This is a genomic window from Ruminococcus sp. NK3A76 (genome assembly GCF_000686125.1).
GTDB lineage: Bacteria > Bacillota > Clostridia > Oscillospirales > Ruminococcaceae > NK3A76.
In genome coordinates this window covers 1-18,864 of sequence record NZ_JMMA01000002.1, presented here as the reverse complement: position 1 = coordinate 18,864, position 18,864 = coordinate 1, and the positions used below count along the sequence as shown (strand labels likewise).

Sequence of the window (18,864 nt, the reverse complement as noted above, 5' to 3'; positions counted from 1 at the left end):
TCCTTACATTGCTATCTCCGTTACATTATCATAGTTAAATTTCTTAATTGCAACAATGCAGAACACCGTTAATCCGACTATCATCGTGCAAAGATAAAATATCGAAAACTCCATAGTTACAACAGGCTGCCTGAAATACTTGGTGTAGTGCAGCCATATGATACTGTTCGCCATTGGCATACTCCACATCAGGTTTGTTTTGATAGAGCAGAGTGCTGTGCCGATAGAGATTATCGCCGCACAAGCTACAAAGCCGGCGGTCTTTTTCTTGACGATAGAAAATGATAAAAGTATCAAACCTAAGATTATCAAATAGGCAAATACAAGCAGATAGCTTCGTATCGCTGCGTTGTAGATAGACAGCTGATTATATAGGTTTTCGGGCAATAATTGCACGCCGAAATTACCTGACTTGTCGGGAAAAATAATCTTGTACTGCGTGGCGACCTTGCTCCAGTCATCACTCCAAAAGCTGCGCCCGAGCATGGGTACAACAGCACCAAAAAAGATGACCGCGAGGTAAGATGCCGCCATAAAAACGAGCTTTATCATCTGCCCGACTATCCAGTTTAAACGCCCGACACGCATTATGTAAAAAACTGTGTTGGTGTCTATCTTCGGGAAGTCTGCAATGAGGGTAAGAAACACGAGCGGCAATATCAGCATAATTGCGCCCGAATTTGCTATGGCAATAAACGGCTCTAAGGTGTTCAGCTGCTCGCCCATTTCCTCTGCATTTTTGAGCAAGGGCTCAATCGCAAAGCTGTAAATGAATATCAGCAGCACGGCGAGGATTATCATTCGAGCGTCGTTTACCCACTTGATGTATTCGGTCTTGGCGGTGGTAAGGCATTGGCGTAAATTAAGTCGTCCGAACATATCACACACCCCTATCCTTGCGTAAGTTCATAATCACCGAAAATAGCACTATCACACCAACAACAAGCGCCGTATTAAAAAGCACTATACGCTGTGCGCTCTCGTTCCATTCGGTTATATAGACAAGCTGACGGGCGCTGTCAGGCTGAAAGTCATAGAGCTTTTCCGAGAGCTCATAATCTTCCGTTTCCCACGCTTTGAGAACGAGCTTGTTTATCGCCGTATTCCATATATACACCATAAGAAACGGCACGCAGGTGATAAGATACGGGTTGCGTGAGAATGAGCTTATCAAGAACGCAGGCAGCGTTGTAACAGCACCGTAGATAAATGCACTCAGCAGCATTTTAAGCACCTCGACGGTCTGACTGTCGGGGTGCATTTCATAGTAGAATTCATCAAGCTCATAGGTGTTTATATTCGGGAAAAAGCCATAAACCACAAGCCCATAGAGCGCATATCCCAGCATCGCCGCAAGCCCTCCGCCGATAAGCACAGAGAGGAACTTCGACAGGTAATAGCGCAGACAGCCTGTGCGTGAAATAGTAAATCGCATAAGTCCGCTGTTGCGCTCGGCGCAGAAGCTGACCATAAACGGAAAGGCAACGATTATCGGCAGGAACATTGTGATATATCCGCCAAGCCCGTTTTGGAACACATTTAATGATGCAAACTGCTGGTCACTTTCAATAAACTCACGCTTGAACGAGAAGAACGACTCAAAGACCGAATAGCTGCGGTCGGTTGCCAGGTCGTGGTAGGTTGGAGCGGTGAAGCAGAGCAATGCTGTTAATAGCACAGCACCTAAAAAGCCGATGTTCAGGAGGGTTTTGTTTAGGTCACCACGAAGGGAGTTTATCAAACGCATTTTATCACCTTTACTTGTATTCGTGCAATTCAAACATTCTCGTTTTTGAATCAACTAAATATACATTTCCGTTTTGTGCATCAACATAAGCATTTTGGGTTTGAAAGAAATTTGAAGGGTCTCCAAAGCCGCCGCCGTATTCATCAAGAGTGTAGCACCACATAGGGCGCAGCTCGCTTTCAGTCTGCCCGCATTCCGACAACTCGACATATTTAAGCGCAACGTTTCTGACCTTGTACTTATAGTTGGGCGCAAGCTGTTGAGAGAGCGTATCTGTCGCAGCCGAAAGAGGAGCTATCTTTTCTATCTCGCTCTTTTCCTTGATGCTGAAATAATAGTAATTCTGGATAGATGCTATCTCGCCGTCTGCGGTCATCTCGACTGTTATATATGAAGGCAGCGTGCCAACACCCTCGTCGGGTGTCGGCGCAAAGCCGTCCACGCTGCGCTCTATCCCGTCAATTATATGTGAAAACCTGAGTGTTACGTATTCGCTGCCGTCAACGGAGCTTTCCATTATTACCGCATCATAAGGCATTATCTGCTCATCTTTATTCAGTACATCGGCGCAGCATCGCTCTATCTCGCCTTTTGCCTTTTGGGCAAACGCCGACAGATCGACCTCTTTGCCATTTACTGTAATGCTTTTGGCGGCATTATCCGAAAGATCGATAAACGGCGCTTTTGCAGCCACTTCTTTTTCATATCTTATCTCACGCAGCAGCTTTGAATCATTGAGCAGAAAAGTTTTCGATGCATACAGCTCTGCATACTTGTCCTGCTCCTCATCACTGCTGCCTATTGGGGTATGCTCGTATTTCACGCTGTTATTATCGGTATCCATAATGTTTGCAGTATCTATCTCATCACCGAAAAAAGCGCTTGCCATTTGCGAGAGATTTTCCTTGGCATTTTCTGTATCGGCAATTGCTGTCGAGCGTTCTATTCTTAATTGATAGAGTTTGTCAGCCTTTATGCTCGGCACATCACATTCAAATTCAAGGTTTTCATAGCTTGAAAACTTGTAGCTCTCAAGTTCTTTTACAACCTCTTCCACCTTAACAGTATTAATGCTCTTTCCCCTGAAAATGAGCACCCCCGCAGCAGCCACAGCCGCCGCTGCCAACACACTTAATACCAATGCTTTTTTCTTTGTCATATGCGACATCTCCTTTCACTACAAAAAGGATACCACATACTTCTTAAGATAAGGCGGAGATTTTTCTTAAACGTTTCTTAAGATGTGTGCTTCGCTTTACCTCACATTCCTTACAAAATCAACTTCTCCCGTAACTGCATTAACAGCCGCAAAGGTCTCGTGCCACCAATTTGGCTCAAAATATAAGATCCAGTATGGAGTAAGAGTGATAACATCTCCTGCATCATTTCCATTCTGAGGTTCAATTCCATTTCGGTTTTCATTGCAGGTCGGGAAATATACTAACTCTTCATATTGCAGCTCATAATCCAAATAGCCCGACAGCTTTTTGCTTGTCAGCGCAACAGCATCAGCAGGCGATACTATTTTATCAACTGTCTGTATAGTTTTGTAGTCACACAAACCGCATATCGCTGCAAACTGTGTTATCTTATCGCCGTCAGTAAAAGTAATAGTCGGCGGAGTGAGCATAGCGATTTTATTTGTGTATTCATCATATATGGATTGTATATCAAAAACAGGCAGGTCTTTATAATAATACCTGCAATGCATTATCCCTGCTATGCTGCCGTCATCAATTGTTTGTGTTGAGAATGAAAAGGGCTTTATTGTATTCGGATAGTTGGCAGAGCCTACAAACTCCGATATAAACGAATCACACGACGAAACAAGCTCATTTAGTATAACACTCTTATTTCCGATCGTGTATTCCGTATTACCTGCCGTATCAACCAGATCGGTCTGAATAAACGGTATTGAATCGCCGTACCTGACTTTGTTAAGGTATTGCTTATCCGCAAGCACAAAACCGCCTTTTGAAGTTACCATAGAAAAGGTTTTCCCGTCATCATACTGTATGATCTTTGTACTGCTGTTGTCATCTATATCCTGTGCATTCTTCTTATCGTAATCCGATATGTATTTCTTAAACAGCAGCTCACCCTTCTTGTCAAAATCATCCGAATATACTACTTCATATATCCCCAAAGAATCAGATGCCGGAACAGTCAGCTTAAAACTGTCACTGACCGTTATGTTATCATATGAAGCAGCCTTTATCTCCTTCTCCTGATCATCTGCTTTTATTTCTGTTACATCTATTACGCTTTCCTCGATGTTATTTACAGATTCATCTGATGTGATACTGCACGATGTCAGAAAAAGTATTGTGCTAAGAATTGCCAATATAGTTTTTTCCATTTTTTTGCTCCTTTTTCACAAAATGAAACACTCCGTTATACAAGCTCCCGACAGTTGCATACGCCATATCATCAAGCTTTTCACCCAGCATAAGATGATCCTTCGGGTGAGTGAAGATAAGTGCATAGTCATATTTCTTAGCCGCCCCGCTGCCGTAAACTGACGGCTCATCATAAATCATAGCCATTACCGTCATGCCATCACTGACCTCACCGTCATTCAGGCTTACGGGAATGTCGAGCTTTGTCCTGCCGTCTGCAAGGGTAAGCTCTGTGCGCTCATTCTTTATTTTGCCGACTGTGCCGATAAAGCAGGTGCCGTAATCAACCTCTTCTTCGCTCCACTCATAGCCAGCGTCCGTCACACGGTTTGTATATAATGACAGCATCATAAACGTCCCGTCATTAAACATAAAGCCGTCAAAATGCACGGGGGTCGTGCCGTCCTTGTAGTCGAGCTTTAAGTACATAGGCAGGTCGTTAAGGTCGGCATTTATTGTTTCGTTTTTGTTTGTAAAGCTGCACTGCGAACCCTTGCCCTTGTGGAATGTAAAATCATAAGACGTGTCCAAGCTCCCGTCGGGCTTGAACTCTGTGGGCATATTGTATACCTTGCCGTTTGGCGTGTAAACATCGCAGCTTTTTATTTCCGTTATATCCTCATTCACCACAAGCTCGGCTTTGACCTCTATGCCGTAACGATTGTTTATTATTTCGGGATAGAACTCGCTTATGCCCATTTCCTGCTTTGCAAATCTCTCTTTAGGCAGGGGCAGGGTGTAGCTGCTGCTCTCGTACTCAAAGGTGAGCTGCTCATTCTCATAGCTCTTTGCAATAGCTTCGATAGTGATTTTTTTATCCTCCGCCTTTGCAGGCTCGGCTTTTTGGGTGTCGGTTTTGCTTTGCTTGTCAGCCTTATACTCCAAGCCCTTGCCTGAGGTTATCTCGGGTGTTTCGATGACCGCCTTTTCATCATTCCACGTCTCTAGATCAAACACTATTTCGCCCGTCACCGCATTTACGAGAAAGTATGCCACAAGCCTGTCCTCAGACTGATAGCCTGTAGGTCTGTTTTCCTTTGGAATGTCAATGAGTATCTCCCAAGTGGGCGAGCTGTTGTACTTGTTTTCGGGAAAGTAATACTGCTCACCGTGCACAAAATCATAGGTCTCGGGTTCAAGGGTATAGCGCAGGCTTATCTCGGTTATCTCTATGTCATTGTAAAGGTCTGCAAGCTGTGCCGAGAGGTAGTCCAAAATGCTTGAAAGCGAGATGAGCTCATTTACCTTGCCCTTTTGTTCCGGGATAACTATGCCGTTGCCGTTAGTAAAAAAACAAATGCTGTCCTTTTTGCGCATTACAAGCTCAAGCTTGCTTGTTACGTTTTTCATCAGGTCATGCTCATCATTGATTATCGTAACATCGCTTTCAAGCTCTATCCCCTTGTAAAGCTTTACGGCGGTCATATCATAGCTTATAACGCCGCTGTCGTTTTGGTAAACGCCTATGTATTTTACCTTTATATCAAGGTCGGGTTCAAGGGGAGCATAGTATTCATCACACCATCTCTGTGCAAATTCTGCCGCCTGCGAGATAGTCACCTGCTCGCCGCCCAAATCATAACTTTTGGCTGCGTCAGCCTCTCTGTCCACAAAGCAAAGATCAATGCATTCGCCGTTTTCGGGGTCGGTAAATGCCTCGTCAACAAAGAAAGCGAAAAAGCCGTCGCTGTGTATATAGCAATGCTTTTTCAGCTCCTCATCATGAAAGCCGTAGGTGGGTATAGCGTATTTTTCGTCAGCTCCCTGCGTAATAAACGGCGTATTGTCAGGTGTCACCCTTTCAAGTGTTTCCCCGTCAAAAAGCTTGCCGAAAATGTCGGTATGCTCCTTCTCAAAGCCCTCAGTCTGAGTAAATGACAGCAGCTCTATCTCGTCGGGAACACTGACAGTCATCCCCTCACGAAACTTAAACTGCTCATAGCTTTTGTTTATTGCGGCATTTGCATCTTCTTCAAGCTCTGATACGGGAATACTGACAAAGCCTGTCTCTGCATCGCTTTCATCATCTTTAATGAGCGAGCAGGCGCAAAGGCTAAGCACAAGGCAAGCGGAAAGTGCGGCGGTTATTATGGGTATTAACTTCATAAGCGTTCTCCTTTTATCATCTGTCAACTTCTAAGAAGATCTCACCCGTGACGGCGCTGACCTTTATATCACTTCTGTTGAAGCCCGTCTCGTCCGAGTCGGTGACAAATATCCACGTCGGCTCATAGACAAGCGTTTTTTTATCCATATCGGTATCATCATCGACCCTGCAGCAATAGCGAAGCTCAATGCTGCTTATTTTGTGATCCGAAAGCTCTGACAGCTCGCTGTGCAAAAGCTCCGCTGCATCGGAAAGCAAAAGCAGCCTATCCTGCTTCTTTGCCGAGACGACCTTTCTGCCCGTTTCGGAAAACAGGGATAATATCTCCCCGTTATTATCCGTAACAGCCCTTACATTTGCTGTGGAATAGAAAGACATTTTATCTCCGTCATCTTTGAAATATGGGGATTGTTTTTCTTCAAGCATAATGCCCTTGTATGAATAGCCGCCGCTTACAAACAGCAGCTTGTCCCCGTCATTGTCAAAAGCCGCAAGTGATGAGAGCGACAATTCAAGGTCATTTGTGTCCCCTAACAGCTCGCCAAGCCTGCCGCGGATATTATCACACGCATCACCTGCTGTCTTAAAGGAATACCCCTCACCAAGTGCTTTATCACAGTCATCGGGCAGATCATAATAGCTTGCCCCGTCGCGCACCTCATACTGGTTAAAGTGTATATCCTTTTTGCAAATGTTCAGGTCGCCTGAATAGCTGCCGCCGTGTTCTCCGTTCTCATACCCGGCTGCCCCTGATCCATCAGAAAAACTAAAGCAGCTTTCATCAAATTCGTCACCAAAGTATTTTTCAAACAACGCTCTGCCCTTGCTTTCCGTCTGCTGTTTATCGGGTATATCGAGCTTTGTCTCAAGAATATAAACACCCTCGGGCTGCTGGATATTTATATTTTCGGGCATAGAAATGTTTCCGTAGTCCTTTCCTGCGACCGATGCGGCATCCTTTGCGATATCCTCTGCCGCGCTCAAAGCGACCTCATCTACCTTGCGGTCGTTTACGTTATTATCCTGTGCAAATGAACACGCTGAAAAAGTGGCAAGACATACCGCACACATTATTGCTGTAATTTTTCTGAGCATTTAAACTGCATCTCCCAAAACATCAAAATAGGCGCAGAGCCTTATGACCCTGCACCCATATAAACGTAACCCCCACCCAAAACGTGAGATAAAAATATCATTCTTCTTTGATTTTCACCGATCTGCACAAATCAAGTGCTTCGTTTTTGTCTACTGTGCCCGAAACGACCATTACATAGCCGTCCCGGTACCATATAACGGCGGTGTAGCCCTCGCTTGGCTCGCTGATGTAATACTGAATGCCGTCCTCAACGATAATGCTTCTTTTGCCCTCGTCGCCTAAAAGAATATTCCGGTAATAATAGGGCGTGCAGCAGCAAAAGCTGACAGTCTGCCAGTCATCATCGCTGCCCGTGTCCTTTGCATAAATATATGAGATGCTTTGCCCGAAGGGCTGGATGTATTCCTCGATCTGCTCGTATCCCTGCGGCACAAAGCCAAGCTCGTAGCGGTCGGTGACTTTCTTTTTGGCGTCCTTGACGGAATCAACGTTGAAGCTCGCATAAATGCCGTCTTCATTCTTGTTTATGTCAAAGCCCCATTTGCCGCCCGATGACATACCGAGCAGGAAGCCTGCCGCCAGTATCGCCGCAGCAACAAATGCAAGCCTTATGCGCTTTTTGATATTAACGGGTTCTTTCGGGTGAATGATGTTGCGCATTTTTTCTTCAAAGCCCTTTGAGAATCTGTGCTCTTCATAAGCACTCTCCCCGTAAAAACCGAGAAGCTCCTCCTCGCACACATTTGACAATGCGGCGCATAGAATTCTGTTATCCAAATCATCTCACTCCTTTAAAAGCTCGGCTTTGAGTTTGGCTTTAGCGTGTCTCAGCCGCTGTCTTGATGCAGCTTCTGTTATACCGAAGCTCTTTGCAATATCAATATGAGAAAGCTCCAGCTCATAACGAAGATAAAGCAGCTCTCTGTCAGCCTCCGAGAGCCTTTTAATGCATTCCTCAAGCCTTTCGATATTAACGTCCTCGATCTCAGAGTCCGAATAGTCGATCTCATCATCAAACCTTATTTCGTTAACGCTGCCTGAATGTCTGAGCATATCAATTGCAACGTTCTTGACTATAATAACGAAGTAAGCACGCAGTTTGTGAGAAGATAAGTTGTGAACTTTTTGAAAACATTTGGCAAGCCGCAGAAAAGCCTCGGACAAAGCGTCCTCCGCCGCCTGCTCGTCATGCAGAATGGAATATGCCTTTGAGTACCCGAGGTTTTTATTATCATTATAGAATATTTCAAATTCTTCTCTCTGCGCCTTACTGTCAATTAGCGCCATACAAGCTGAAAGCATTTTGGTTCTCCTTAGTTTTTTATCAGTTTTATTATAGCACGCCGGGCGCAGTTTGACAAGAGAGGAATAACAAACAGCCCTCAGGTCGTCCTTGAAGGCTGTAATTCATTTATTGTGAAACTATCTCCCCGTCCGATATCTCAATGACCCTCCGACACTGCCTTGCGACTTCGTCATCATGCGTGACGATAATGACCGTCTTGCCCTTGCCGTTGAGTTCTTTGAGCAGCGCCATTACCTCCTCGCCCGAGCGCTTGTCGAGGTTGCCTGTCGGCTCGTCGCATAGCAGCACATCGGGGCTGTTTATCAGAGCCCTTGCGATAGCCGCCCTCTGCTGCTGGCCGCCCGAAAGTTCGGAGGGGTAGTGCTTTATCCTGTCGTTTATGTCGAGGGCGGAATACAATCCTTCTGCGCCCTCGCCTTTTTTCTTTGCAAGGCGTGAGGGCAGCAGGATATTCTCCTCGGCTGTCAATTCAGGTATCAGGTCAAAAAACTGAAACACAAAGCCCACATTGTTGAGTCTGAATTTTGACAGCTCGGTGTCGTTCATTCTACCGATCTCGGTGTCGTTGTAAAAGATCTTCCCCTCGGTAGGCACATCAAGTCCGCCTATGAGGTTAAGCAGTGTGCTTTTTCCGCTGCCCGATTTGCCGATTATGGCTACCATTTCTCCATCATTTATTGTCAGGTCAACGCCTTTGAGGGCAACCACCTTGCCTTCGCCTTTGCCGTAGGTTCGGGTCAGATTTTCCGTCTTTATCATTGTCTTTTCCTCCCTTTTGAAAGTGATGACGCTATGTCGGGGGTAAACATCCTTAAACTTTTATGAGTAAGCAAGATCGTGATAATACACATTACCGTAAAGATAGCGAGTGTGGGCATTAAAACCGGAACAAGCCACAGCTTATCATGTATCAGATGCGAGGCTATATAGCTCTGCTCCCATTTCATCTGCTTGTCATTGAATTCGTTTATCAGCGACCAGTTACCCTCCAGCTCAGCGGGAATATCGTATATTGAAAGCTGAATGCTGCGATACCATTTATCCGATACAAAAGTTATGTGCTGGATAAGCTTTATTCCGCCGAATGCAAGTGCTGAGGCAGCTACTGGTATCTTTACAGAATCAACAATCAATCTTATTCGTAGCTTTTTGAGTGGTGTTCCGACAGCTCGCATTACACTAATCTGATATTCCTTTAATCTTATTTTCATGCCAATACCATTGAAGTAAGCTGCAAAGCCAAGCAGCGACATTACAATGATCAAAAGTCCTGCCGAGCCATATTTGGTAAGGTCAGCTATCAATATTTCATGCCTGCGTTGTCGGTAAGAGACCATAGTCATTCCCGTGCCCATTGGTACTGAACCGCTTGAAAGTGCTTCTCTTGCAAATATTTCGGTATAGGCGGCGTTGTGAAGGCCAAGCTTCTTTGCACCGGCACAGGTCGTCAGCAGAGAATAGTCGTTTCCTCCAAATGTGGCATATTTTGATATTCGGTCTATTGATTTAGGCAGAGCTATCACAGCACCGATTGTAACATCATTGGTCACTACACTTTCAATACCAAAGCCATTTAACGTTGCTGATGAACCAAGAGTAATAGTCATTCCCGAATCAAGTGGCGTTTCGTCAGTATTTACAACAAGAATTGCCTCGTCACCGTTTAATAGCTTTTCAGCATTTATTTCCCCTTGTACAACATACTGCGATAAGCTCTCGATAGTATTGATATCCGCTAACTTAGTCGGGCATTTATACAGTGTCTTACCTGAATCGATCAGTGCTTTTCCTTGCTGCGAGGAATACTGCTTAAAGAATTCCTTTTCCTCATCTGTGCCGTATGTAATACTATATTTTAAACTGTTTTGGCTATCACAAATAATAAATGTCTGCGGAAGATAACCGGTCGATACCGCATTTTCAAGCCGTGACGCTGTACTGTCATCTATTCCAAAGTTGCTTTCAGTTTCTCTTGCAAATGAAAATGAACCGATTTCAACATCTAATGGCGGCTGAACACTATAATATTCTGCGATTTTGTCCTCATTAAAATCAAACCTGTCATTATCGCCGAAATGTGTGTTTATCGGGTCGGTATATTCGCCGGTTTCCTCGTTATAATACCAGCCGTATTCAAGACATACCATATATCCCAAAACAGTTCCAAAGCAAATAAGTGCAAGGCTGAAAGTCTGAATTACCGTTACTGCTCTGTTTGCAAATGCTCTTGAAATGCAGCTGTAAAGTGAGGCGGCTTTTTTTCTTTTTCTGTAAAATGCTTTAAGATACGTTAAGATTGTTGATACAATATATCCAACTATCAATGCCGCAAACGAAAAGCATATCGCTATAATAAACGGAGAAACAGTATTGCGCAGCACATCATCATCATTTGTAAAACCGCTGTAGCTGCTCATCTCAAGAATGCAGACCTGAAACTTATATATTCCAAAATGAGCAGCACAACCAAGCAGGAGACCGATGACACTCTGTATGACACCAAGTATCAAGCACTCAATAGTATACATTACTCTTATTTGCTTTTTTGAAACACCTATCCTGCGAAGCATGGCAATGCTGTTTTCGCGCTCTGCAAAGATATTTCTCATCACTGCTATTACAGACAAAACAGCTACAAAAGCAGCTATCCCGGAAATATAGTATAGGTGATAAATGTCTTTATAAAAGCCGTCTTGAAAAATTTCAATATCGGCGCAGTAAGCCTTGTCATAATTGACCAGTACCATATCAGAGGGAAAAAATGTTTCGTCATCATCTTCACGAAGTGCATAAAGCTCATCATTTGAATACGGGTAGTCATTATCAAGCATTGTATATGAGTATAACGCATCGCTTTCCCGCCCGGGTGCTATGAATATCATAGGAAACGGTTCGGATATTTCGCTACCTCCATAATACAGATCGTTTTCGTGCTGCAATTCCTCTTGTATCTCAGAGAACGGACGACATTTGCCGTACATTTCATTGATAATACCTACAAGGGTATACGTTCCCATGTCAAGGGTGATCGTATCTCCGACAGTGCCGTAAAAGCCGAGCTTGTTGAGTGTAGTTTTATCTATAGCTATCTCGCTTTCATTTTCCGGCAGTCTGCCTTTATCAATCGGAATATGTGCAAGCTCATAGGGATCGTCAAGTGAGCCATAGGTATAATGCTTGCCAAATGCGCCTGTTTTGCCGTAGCAGTAAACTTTGCCGCATAACGTGTCTTCATTGGAAAGGAATTCTATTTCTTTTTCATATTTACTGTTAAGCATATATGTAAAGCCGCCTGCATTGTCATAATTCATATTTAGATAGCGGTTAAAGCTTTGCCGCAGCATCAAAAACGCACAGCACACCACCGCACAAAGCAGCACCCCCGAAAACAGCAGCGCTGCAAGCGATTTCTTGTGCCTTGACCAGTATTTGCGAGTGATGTAGAAAAGCACCTTCGCCGCCCCGTCGCTCAGCTTGTTGAGCCCGACCGTAAGGCCGAATGCGATCGCCGTTCCTGCGGCTATGTAAAGGCCGCTGTCGCTTAAGTTTTCAAGCACAGCGCCCATTGGTGCGGCGGCGAAATAGCCATCAGCTGAGCGCAGCTTTTCTATCTTTTCCTTGATGCGCTTTCGAGCCCTGAAAAGCTTCTGGCTGACGTTGTTTTCATTTGTGCCCATAGCCTCGGCGACCTCGGAGACAGTCATCTCATCGTAGTAATACATTATCACCGCCGCACGCATATCGGAGGACAGACTGTTTATTATCTCGCTAAGCTGCGCCTTTGTCTCCTCGTTGACAGCGTAGTCGTCGGGGAGCATGATGGGTTCGTTCAGGCGGGCGGATTCGAGGAGGGTGTCGAGCTGCTCGGGGCTCTGCGGCAGCTCCCTGCCCGAGTTATCCCGTATATGATCGGCGCACTTTTTGTAGGCAATAGAATAAAGCCACCCCACAAAGGATTCGCCCTTTCTTAGTGTACTTATGTTTTCAAAGGCTGCGATAAATATCTCGGAAACAACATCTTCTACACCCTCGTCATCACCTAAATTCTGTCTTACGAAATAATACACCTTTCTGCCAAATTCATAGTATAGCTTTTCAAAGGCGGACTTGTCACCTGCCCGTGCACTTTCGGCAAGGTAAGCCACATCATTCCTGTCCAAGCTCGTCCGCCTCCTTTTTTAAAAAAATCCTTTCATATATCCTTTGCTGCTGCTCGGCGCTGAAATCAAGCTCCTTTTCACCCTGTGCAAGCAGCCAGCTTATCAGGTCATCAATATCAACCATCATAAAACCGCCCCTTTTATCAGTTTATATTATATAGTCGGTCAAGGGCGGATTATCTTACCCTCGCTTTTACTTTTTCTACCTTTTAAACAAAATAGCAAGTAGGTGATTGTGCATTTTTTTCGGTATCTGTTATTTGATTATATACCTTTTTGATCGTATTTTCAAGAGATGAGGACAAGTAGCCCCTCAAAAAAACAACATTTGCCGAGGAAGACAAAGAACATGACATCTATACTCTCGAAGAGGTAAAAAAATGCTCTCCCTTTTTTTGAAAAGGAGAGCGAGGCGAGAATCGTGACTACAAATAAAGAACAAAAGAGAAAACGTAAAAAATCTCGCAAACCACGAATTTACGTAATTTGCGAGATCATGATCTGGCAGGGGCAGAAGGGATCGAAGAGCCGATGATGCCTTTTATGCCTTCGCCTATCTTTTGTAAAACTGCGTAGATACACCATTTTGCAAAAAGATGCATTAATCACATTTGCTTAACTTGCGGCAGTTTTTCATACCAATAAAGGACAAGTTAAGGCCAACACTCCCTTATCACTCCACGTATCTACGTCATTTCCGCACTTTTTTCACCATAGAATAAACCCTTTGGTCAACAATTGGTCAACTTTTAAGATACAACAAGTTAGTGGTATCGTTTCTGTCATTTCTTTGACCTAACCTGTCTTATGCTTTGGCATATCCGGCAGAACTTTCGTAACGGCTTCGCAGCAATGCACATCGTTGTTTTTGAGCGTGTGGGCGTATATTGAGAGTGTGACGTCCGGTCGTGCGTGTCCTGCACGTTTGGATACATCAGGTACGCTTATCCCTGCCTGGAGCTGCAAACTAATCGCAGTATGACGAAACTGATGCGGGTGATAATTCGGTAGCCCGTTCTTTTTCAGAAAAGTCTGGAACCACATTCTGACAGTATTAGGCTTGGTAAAATCTCCGGGGTGATGACAGTGCGTAAAGAATACCGCATTTTTGAACCAGTCCCACTTGCTTCCGTACTTCTTGCCTGTCTGGAAATAATAGGCTCTGTACTCTTTCAACATATTCATTGTGTCATTATCCATATACAGCCAGCGCTCTCCTGCTGTTGTCTTACAGCCCTCGTCAATATGCCAGCCGTTATGATCTTGAACGAAATGCCTCCATATATGTATCCTGTTCTTTTCAAGATCAATGTCTTTCCATGTCAGCGCACACAGTTCACCAATGCGGCAGCCCGTCGCTAAAAGCATACTAAAAAACACCTGATACATATAATGCTCCTTGTCTGCGTACAGACAAGCGAAAAATCTGCCAAGCTCTTCTTCACCGATCGCTGATATATTCGGACGTTCTTTTTTTGGCGGAAGTGCCGCTTCGGAATAATTCCGAGGGATTATTCCCTCACGCAGAGCTAACTGCATTACGTTATGGATAAAAATATGAAGCTCATGAATGTATTTCCTTGTGATGCCGCTGTCAACCATATCGGCATAAGCACGGTTCAAAGTATTCGGCAGCAAATTTTTTAGCTGGATATGCCCGATAAACGGTGCGAGCTTATTCCTTCTGTATTTATAACTGTATAGTGTCGAGCTTTTTATACCCTGCTGTTCCTTTATCCTCAGAAAGTATTCGCAGTAATTGTCAAACGTGATACGAGAATCACAAACTGTCTGTTCCTCCACACCTTTTTCAAAGACCGCACCCTGCTTTTCAGCGTTCTTACGATTCCACTGAGCCGATTTAGTATTATCGTATTTTACGGATAAAGTTTTGAACACCTGCTTGCCCGTCTGAGCGTCACGATGATCGAAAACACGAATACGAAACGAGGTTATCTTGCCTTCTTTATTCTTGCGCTCCTGTATATTCATTCTGCCACCACCTTTCGTGTGGTGGTTTTATTCTGCTGTCTTATCATTTTAACTCCTTTCCGACAGCGGAATATATCGTATATTCAGTATAACACATTCCGCTGATTTGTTCAATATAAAAGTTGCGTTAAATCTTTGAATATTTATCGGTGGTGTTTCTTTTTTGGTGGCTGCTTTTTCTGTTCTTGCTCCCTGCGGAGTTTTTCTTTCTCTACAAGCTTGGAGATATAATCCCCCCGAGATATTTCCTTGTATGTATCCTTAATATCTTGATATACTCTTAGCTTATCTCGACATTCCTCACCCTTAGTCTTTTCATATTCTTTTCTCAATTGCATGATTCTCCCCTCCAGATCACCGATTGATGAAATATGATCTTTGCTGATAACAGACAACATCTCCGAGAGTTTGTAAACATCAACTTGTTTTTTAATAGGCTTTGCAAAAACCTGAATCATACCTATTCTCGCATTGAGTGACTCCTCCGTGTAGTCCTCCCCCAACTTCCACAAGCTGACCGAACGCTGCTGCCCGGGGGCTTTTATCAAAAAATTCTTATCACGCTTGACCGTAAAGCCAAGCCTTTCAAGCTCCGCAAGCAAATCATCAAAGCTGCTGACACTGGGTATCAAGCTGTCGATAGCATTACGAATATGCTCCTTCCACGAAGTGCCTTTCTTTTTGTGCTGCCATTCGGAGTAACTAATAGACCTCCCCTCGTTCTCAAAGTTGAGTGCAGGCTCAACTCCAAAAGCACGGCACACCCCGTTCGTGACCTCACGCATTCTTCGGACAGATGCCTTGTTGTCATAAAACCGCTTACCTGTGAGCGAGTAAGAATTTATCAGTATATGATTGTGAATGTGATCAGTATTGACATGAGTTGCAATGACTGCCTGCACATCGTCACCAAACATTTTGCGGACAAATGCCATGCCTATCTTGTGGGCAAGCTCCGGAGTAACGCCCTCGGAATTGGCAAAGCTCATTATGTAGTGGATAGCCTTGACGGGGCTTTTGCCGCTTTTGCTCGGAGTGGCATCATAGCTGCGCCTTGCGTACTGCTCGTAAACCGTCTTCATCTGCGTGTAGGCGAAATCGGGCTCGGTCATGCAATTCAGCGAGATCGTCAAAACTCGCTCGTCGGTCTTGTCGGGGTTGAGAATGTAGGTCAGCGCTTGCTTGACGTTACGGTGGACAGCCACAGATTTACAGTACGGCAAAGTTCAGCAACATCTCCTTTCAGCTTATCAATATCCTCGGCATAAATGCTGCACGTTTCGTTTGCTTTCTTCGCCACCTGATTGATATTTTTCGAGATGATTCTCATACCATTGAGCAGGGGTGCAAGTTCTTTTAGGTCAACAACTTTTATCTTCCCATTCAGCGACATCGCCCTAATAAAAGTAGAGGTTTTCAAGTGACACTCAGCAGCCTGCTTTTCGATCTGTGCCCATTCCTCGGCTGAATACACTATCTCCTTGCGGCGGAGCGTTTTGTTTTTTCTTGCTATTTTCATCAGTCCTTTCTTTTTTGGTTTTTGCTATTCGGCTCGCTTTTGCCGAGCCTGCGTTTAGAGCTGCAAAGCCTCTAAACACCGCAGAGGTCAACCACGTTGATCTCTGCGGGAAAGTGCCGGTTTTTTGCCGGGACTTTCTGTACTTGCGTAATTATGTAAAGTATAAATTTAAATAATCGTATTTACACATTTCACCCTGCTGCCCTCGGCAGGGCGATTTTTTTTACGTTCAATTTGCTACTCCAAGATACTTTAGCAGCGACGCTTTGCTCACAAGTATCTTGCCCCTCACACCACTGCCTGCTCTTACATAGGCAATCTTATCCTGTGCGACAAGCTGACGGACTGTATGCTCAGATAAGCCGTTCACAAGTGCAGCACACTCCTTGACTGTGAGCATTTCAAGCGGATGAGTTTTGCTCTGATCTTGCTGCGGTGAAGGCTCGGTCGTTTCCGCTTCGATAAGCTGCTCCAATAGCTGGGCTATCTGTGAAATGATCTGCTGCTTTTCTGTTAAATTCAAATGTCATTCTCCTCTCTGATTTTTGTTTTGTATGGTTTTAATGTACGCTGCTGTTTCCTCCTTTCGTGTCTGGACGATTGTGTGTGTGACTTTGCACTTTTTCTTCTGCTGGCGAGGCAGGAAGAAATATGTGCCTTTCATAAGTTAATTCTGAATGACGAGCGGAAAAGCTAATGGTTTTTTGAAAAACTGTATGGTTACACAAATGGTAATCATTGAGGGTGTGCAGTTATTGCAAAATATATGCAGACAGTAGAGGGTGTAGCATAGCCTTCACTAGTACCGACATTTAGAGATGATTATATAAGCGGTTTCGGTAAAGTTGTAATATTTATATCTGTATTCAACAATTCCGACCTGTGAAAAATGTATGGTTTGCATATAGACGCTGCGGCATAGTCGCTTTGCTTAAATGTACTTGGGCTGCATAATGATTTAGTAAAACTCCCTCCATAAGACACTACATAATGCGGTATATTTTTAAGTGATATTTAGCCTTCCAAAAATATTTTCTCCGAATTCAACAAATCAGACCTATGTAAAATGTGTGACTTGCACAGCATTCTGATAAAGAGGGTGCAGGCGGTTTCATCAAGAAATATTTTTCATCGAAAATAAAAGCCTCTCACTTATACCTAGGATTTCGGGCGAAAGTTAAGGCAAAATCGCCCATGTTTACAAAATATTTAGATTTACGATAGGATTACACCCTAACAAAAATGAAACCGGACGCATTCCTCGGCTATGGGCATTGCGTCCGTTTTGTTTGATAAATATAAGCATCTATGATATAATAATCCTATCGTTATCTATGACATCAAATTGCACAATAAAACGGTCACAGCCTTGTACATGATAACAAAAATATATTTGTCCGCTAACCATTTTCCTTAAAAAAACTCTATACCTATGAGAGCAAAGGAAAGGGGCGGCGATATGGAGATTTCTCTTGATGAGCTGATAAAATGGATACTCCTGCAATTTGACGATTCCCCATCAGATGAGCAGTATCTTGACACATACCGAGGACTATTGGGCAGAGAGGTGGGTGACACTGATGAACAAAACAGAGATAAGCGCTCTTGCAAAAAAAGCGCAGAAGGGTGATAAGGTAGCTTTTGAAACGCTGTATAGAGAGTTTCATGAAAAGGTGTTTTTCTTTGCAAAGCGGAATGTTAAAAATGCTGATGCGGCGCAGGATATCGCTTCCGAGACCTTTGCCGCAGCCTTTGAAAATATATCAAAGCTGCGCTCGGGTGAGTCATTCATCGGGTGGCTTTATTCGATTGCTTACAGCAAATGCGTCAAAAGTATTAAGGACAGCTCGGGGTCTGAGCATTTTGAGGACGACGAGCAAATGGAGCGCACCCTTGCTGATGCTGCTTGAATGAGCCTATCATGCTGCCCGAGGACTATGCCGTGAACAAAGACACGAAAGAAAAGCTAAAGGCTGTAATTGACGGCTGCCTGCTGATCAGCGCTCGGCGGTGATACTGTATTACTTTGAAGATATGTCTGTTGCCGAGGTGGCAGGCTCTCTCGGAACGAATGAAAACAACGCAAAGCAAAAGCTATATAAGGCAAGAAAAACTATCCGCAAAAGGATAGAAAAGCTTTTTGGCAGTGGTATGCTTGCGGCATTCCCAATAAATTCTCTGCTTTCAGACACGGCAGATGCAAGCTATGCCAAAGCTGCTGCATCCGGTGCCGCAAGGTTAGCAGGAAAGAGTATCGCTGTAAAGCTTGTTACTGCCGGTGCTGTCGCTGTTGCGGCATTTGGTGTGCCCTTAGCGCTTGGAAGGCTTGATAATAATATGGGTAACTACCGCCCCGAAAAAGATATAGTTACTGACAGCAGATCAGAGCAGACAGCTCAGTTTGGAGAATATGTAACAGAGAATGAACATTTTCGGATCACAATTGAAACTAAAGACTACACAGACGGTCAGCTTAGATTTATTGCGGCTATTGAGGGGCTTGATGATGTCGGTAAAGAGTATATAAAAGCCTCTACC

At 44.2% G+C, this 18,864-nt stretch carries 18 protein-coding genes; 3 read left to right on the top strand and 15 right to left on the bottom strand.

Annotation, left to right across the window (positions count from 1 at the left end; genetic code table 11):
• Window positions 1-3 precede the first annotated feature (3 nt).
• The 15 genes from CD05_RS0100145 to CD05_RS0100075 form a co-directional block, all read right to left on the bottom strand.
• Window positions 4-879 carry a hypothetical protein gene (locus tag CD05_RS0100145; RefSeq protein ID WP_037322695.1) on the bottom strand — a complete coding sequence of 292 codons (876 nt, stop codon included), beginning with the start codon at window positions 877-879 and terminating at the stop codon, window positions 4-6.
• Window position 880: 1 nt separating this feature from the next.
• Entirely contained in the window at window positions 881-1,741 is an 861-nt protein-coding gene (locus tag CD05_RS0100140) for an ABC transporter permease (protein WP_028508795.1), read from the bottom strand.
• 16 nt (window positions 1,742-1,757) lie between these two features.
• Window positions 1,758-2,906, bottom strand: a complete 1,149-nt coding sequence (locus CD05_RS0100135; RefSeq protein WP_028508794.1) for a hypothetical protein — start codon at window positions 2,904-2,906, stop codon at window positions 1,758-1,760.
• A gap of 96 nt (window positions 2,907-3,002) precedes the next feature.
• Entirely contained in the window at window positions 3,003-4,106 is a 1,104-nt protein-coding gene (locus CD05_RS0100130; protein ID WP_028508793.1) for a hypothetical protein, read from the bottom strand.
• Entirely contained in the window at window positions 4,078-6,252 is a 2,175-nt protein-coding gene (locus CD05_RS0100125) for a hypothetical protein (protein WP_028508792.1), read from the bottom strand. The genes CD05_RS0100130 and CD05_RS0100125 overlap by 29 nt, the downstream gene beginning before the upstream one ends.
• A 16-nt stretch (window positions 6,253-6,268) precedes the next feature.
• A complete protein-coding gene (locus CD05_RS0100120; protein WP_028508791.1) occupies window positions 6,269-7,348 on the bottom strand; it encodes a hypothetical protein in 1,080 nt (359 codons plus the stop codon).
• 97 nt (window positions 7,349-7,445) lie between these two features.
• Entirely contained in the window at window positions 7,446-8,126 is a 681-nt protein-coding gene (locus CD05_RS0100115) for a DUF4367 domain-containing protein (protein WP_028508790.1), read from the bottom strand.
• Window positions 8,127-8,132: 6 nt separating this feature from the next.
• Window positions 8,133-8,651, bottom strand: a complete 519-nt coding sequence (locus tag CD05_RS19270) for a sigma-70 family RNA polymerase sigma factor (RefSeq protein WP_051588727.1) — start codon at window positions 8,649-8,651, stop codon at window positions 8,133-8,135.
• A 109-nt stretch (window positions 8,652-8,760) separates the two neighbouring features.
• The gene (locus tag CD05_RS0100105; RefSeq protein ID WP_028508789.1) at window positions 8,761-9,414 is read right to left on the bottom strand and encodes an ABC transporter ATP-binding protein; all 654 of its coding nucleotides are present in this window, start codon (window positions 9,412-9,414) and stop codon (window positions 8,761-8,763) included.
• Window positions 9,411-12,815 (bottom strand): sigma-70 family RNA polymerase sigma factor, encoded by a 3,405-nt coding sequence (locus CD05_RS0100100; RefSeq protein ID WP_028508788.1) that lies wholly within the window; start codon window positions 12,813-12,815, stop codon window positions 9,411-9,413. The genes CD05_RS0100105 and CD05_RS0100100 overlap by 4 nt, the downstream gene beginning before the upstream one ends.
• A complete protein-coding gene (locus CD05_RS20460) occupies window positions 12,802-12,942 on the bottom strand; it encodes a hypothetical protein (RefSeq protein WP_156947229.1) in 141 nt (46 codons plus the stop codon). Before CD05_RS20460 ends, CD05_RS0100100 begins: the two co-directional genes overlap by 14 nt.
• A gap of 668 nt (window positions 12,943-13,610) precedes the next feature.
• Window positions 13,611-14,807: a tyrosine-type recombinase/integrase gene (locus CD05_RS0100090; protein ID WP_028508787.1), complete on the bottom strand. Its 1,197-nt coding sequence runs from the start codon at window positions 14,805-14,807 to the stop codon at window positions 13,611-13,613.
• A 143-nt stretch (window positions 14,808-14,950) separates the two neighbouring features.
• Window positions 14,951-16,030 carry a relaxase/mobilization nuclease domain-containing protein gene (locus CD05_RS0100085; RefSeq protein WP_084262050.1) on the bottom strand — a complete coding sequence of 360 codons (1,080 nt, stop codon included), beginning with the start codon at window positions 16,028-16,030 and terminating at the stop codon, window positions 14,951-14,953.
• The gene (locus CD05_RS16735) at window positions 15,979-16,326 is read right to left on the bottom strand and encodes a plasmid mobilization relaxosome protein MobC (RefSeq protein WP_242841211.1); all 348 of its coding nucleotides are present in this window, start codon (window positions 16,324-16,326) and stop codon (window positions 15,979-15,981) included. The genes CD05_RS0100085 and CD05_RS16735 overlap by 52 nt, the downstream gene beginning before the upstream one ends.
• Before the next feature lie 229 nt (window positions 16,327-16,555).
• Window positions 16,556-16,849 (bottom strand): helix-turn-helix domain-containing protein, encoded by a 294-nt coding sequence (locus tag CD05_RS0100075; protein ID WP_028508785.1) that lies wholly within the window; start codon window positions 16,847-16,849, stop codon window positions 16,556-16,558.
• A 936-nt stretch (window positions 16,850-17,785) separates the two neighbouring features.
• Between CD05_RS0100075 and CD05_RS20805 the strand changes: the two genes are divergently transcribed.
• The 3 genes from CD05_RS20805 to CD05_RS16730 all read left to right on the top strand — a co-directional run.
• The gene (locus CD05_RS20805; protein ID WP_198021554.1) at window positions 17,786-17,956 is read left to right on the top strand and encodes a hypothetical protein; all 171 of its coding nucleotides are present in this window, start codon (window positions 17,786-17,788) and stop codon (window positions 17,954-17,956) included.
• Window positions 17,907-18,236 carry a sigma factor gene (locus CD05_RS0100070; protein WP_028508784.1) on the top strand — a complete coding sequence of 110 codons (330 nt, stop codon included), beginning with the start codon at window positions 17,907-17,909 and terminating at the stop codon, window positions 18,234-18,236. The genes CD05_RS20805 and CD05_RS0100070 overlap by 50 nt, the downstream gene beginning before the upstream one ends.
• 76 nt (window positions 18,237-18,312) lie before the next feature.
• Window positions 18,313-18,864, top strand: a 552-nt coding sequence (locus CD05_RS16730) for a sigma-70 region 4 domain-containing protein (RefSeq protein WP_278244785.1), incomplete at its 3' end; no start/stop codon positions are given.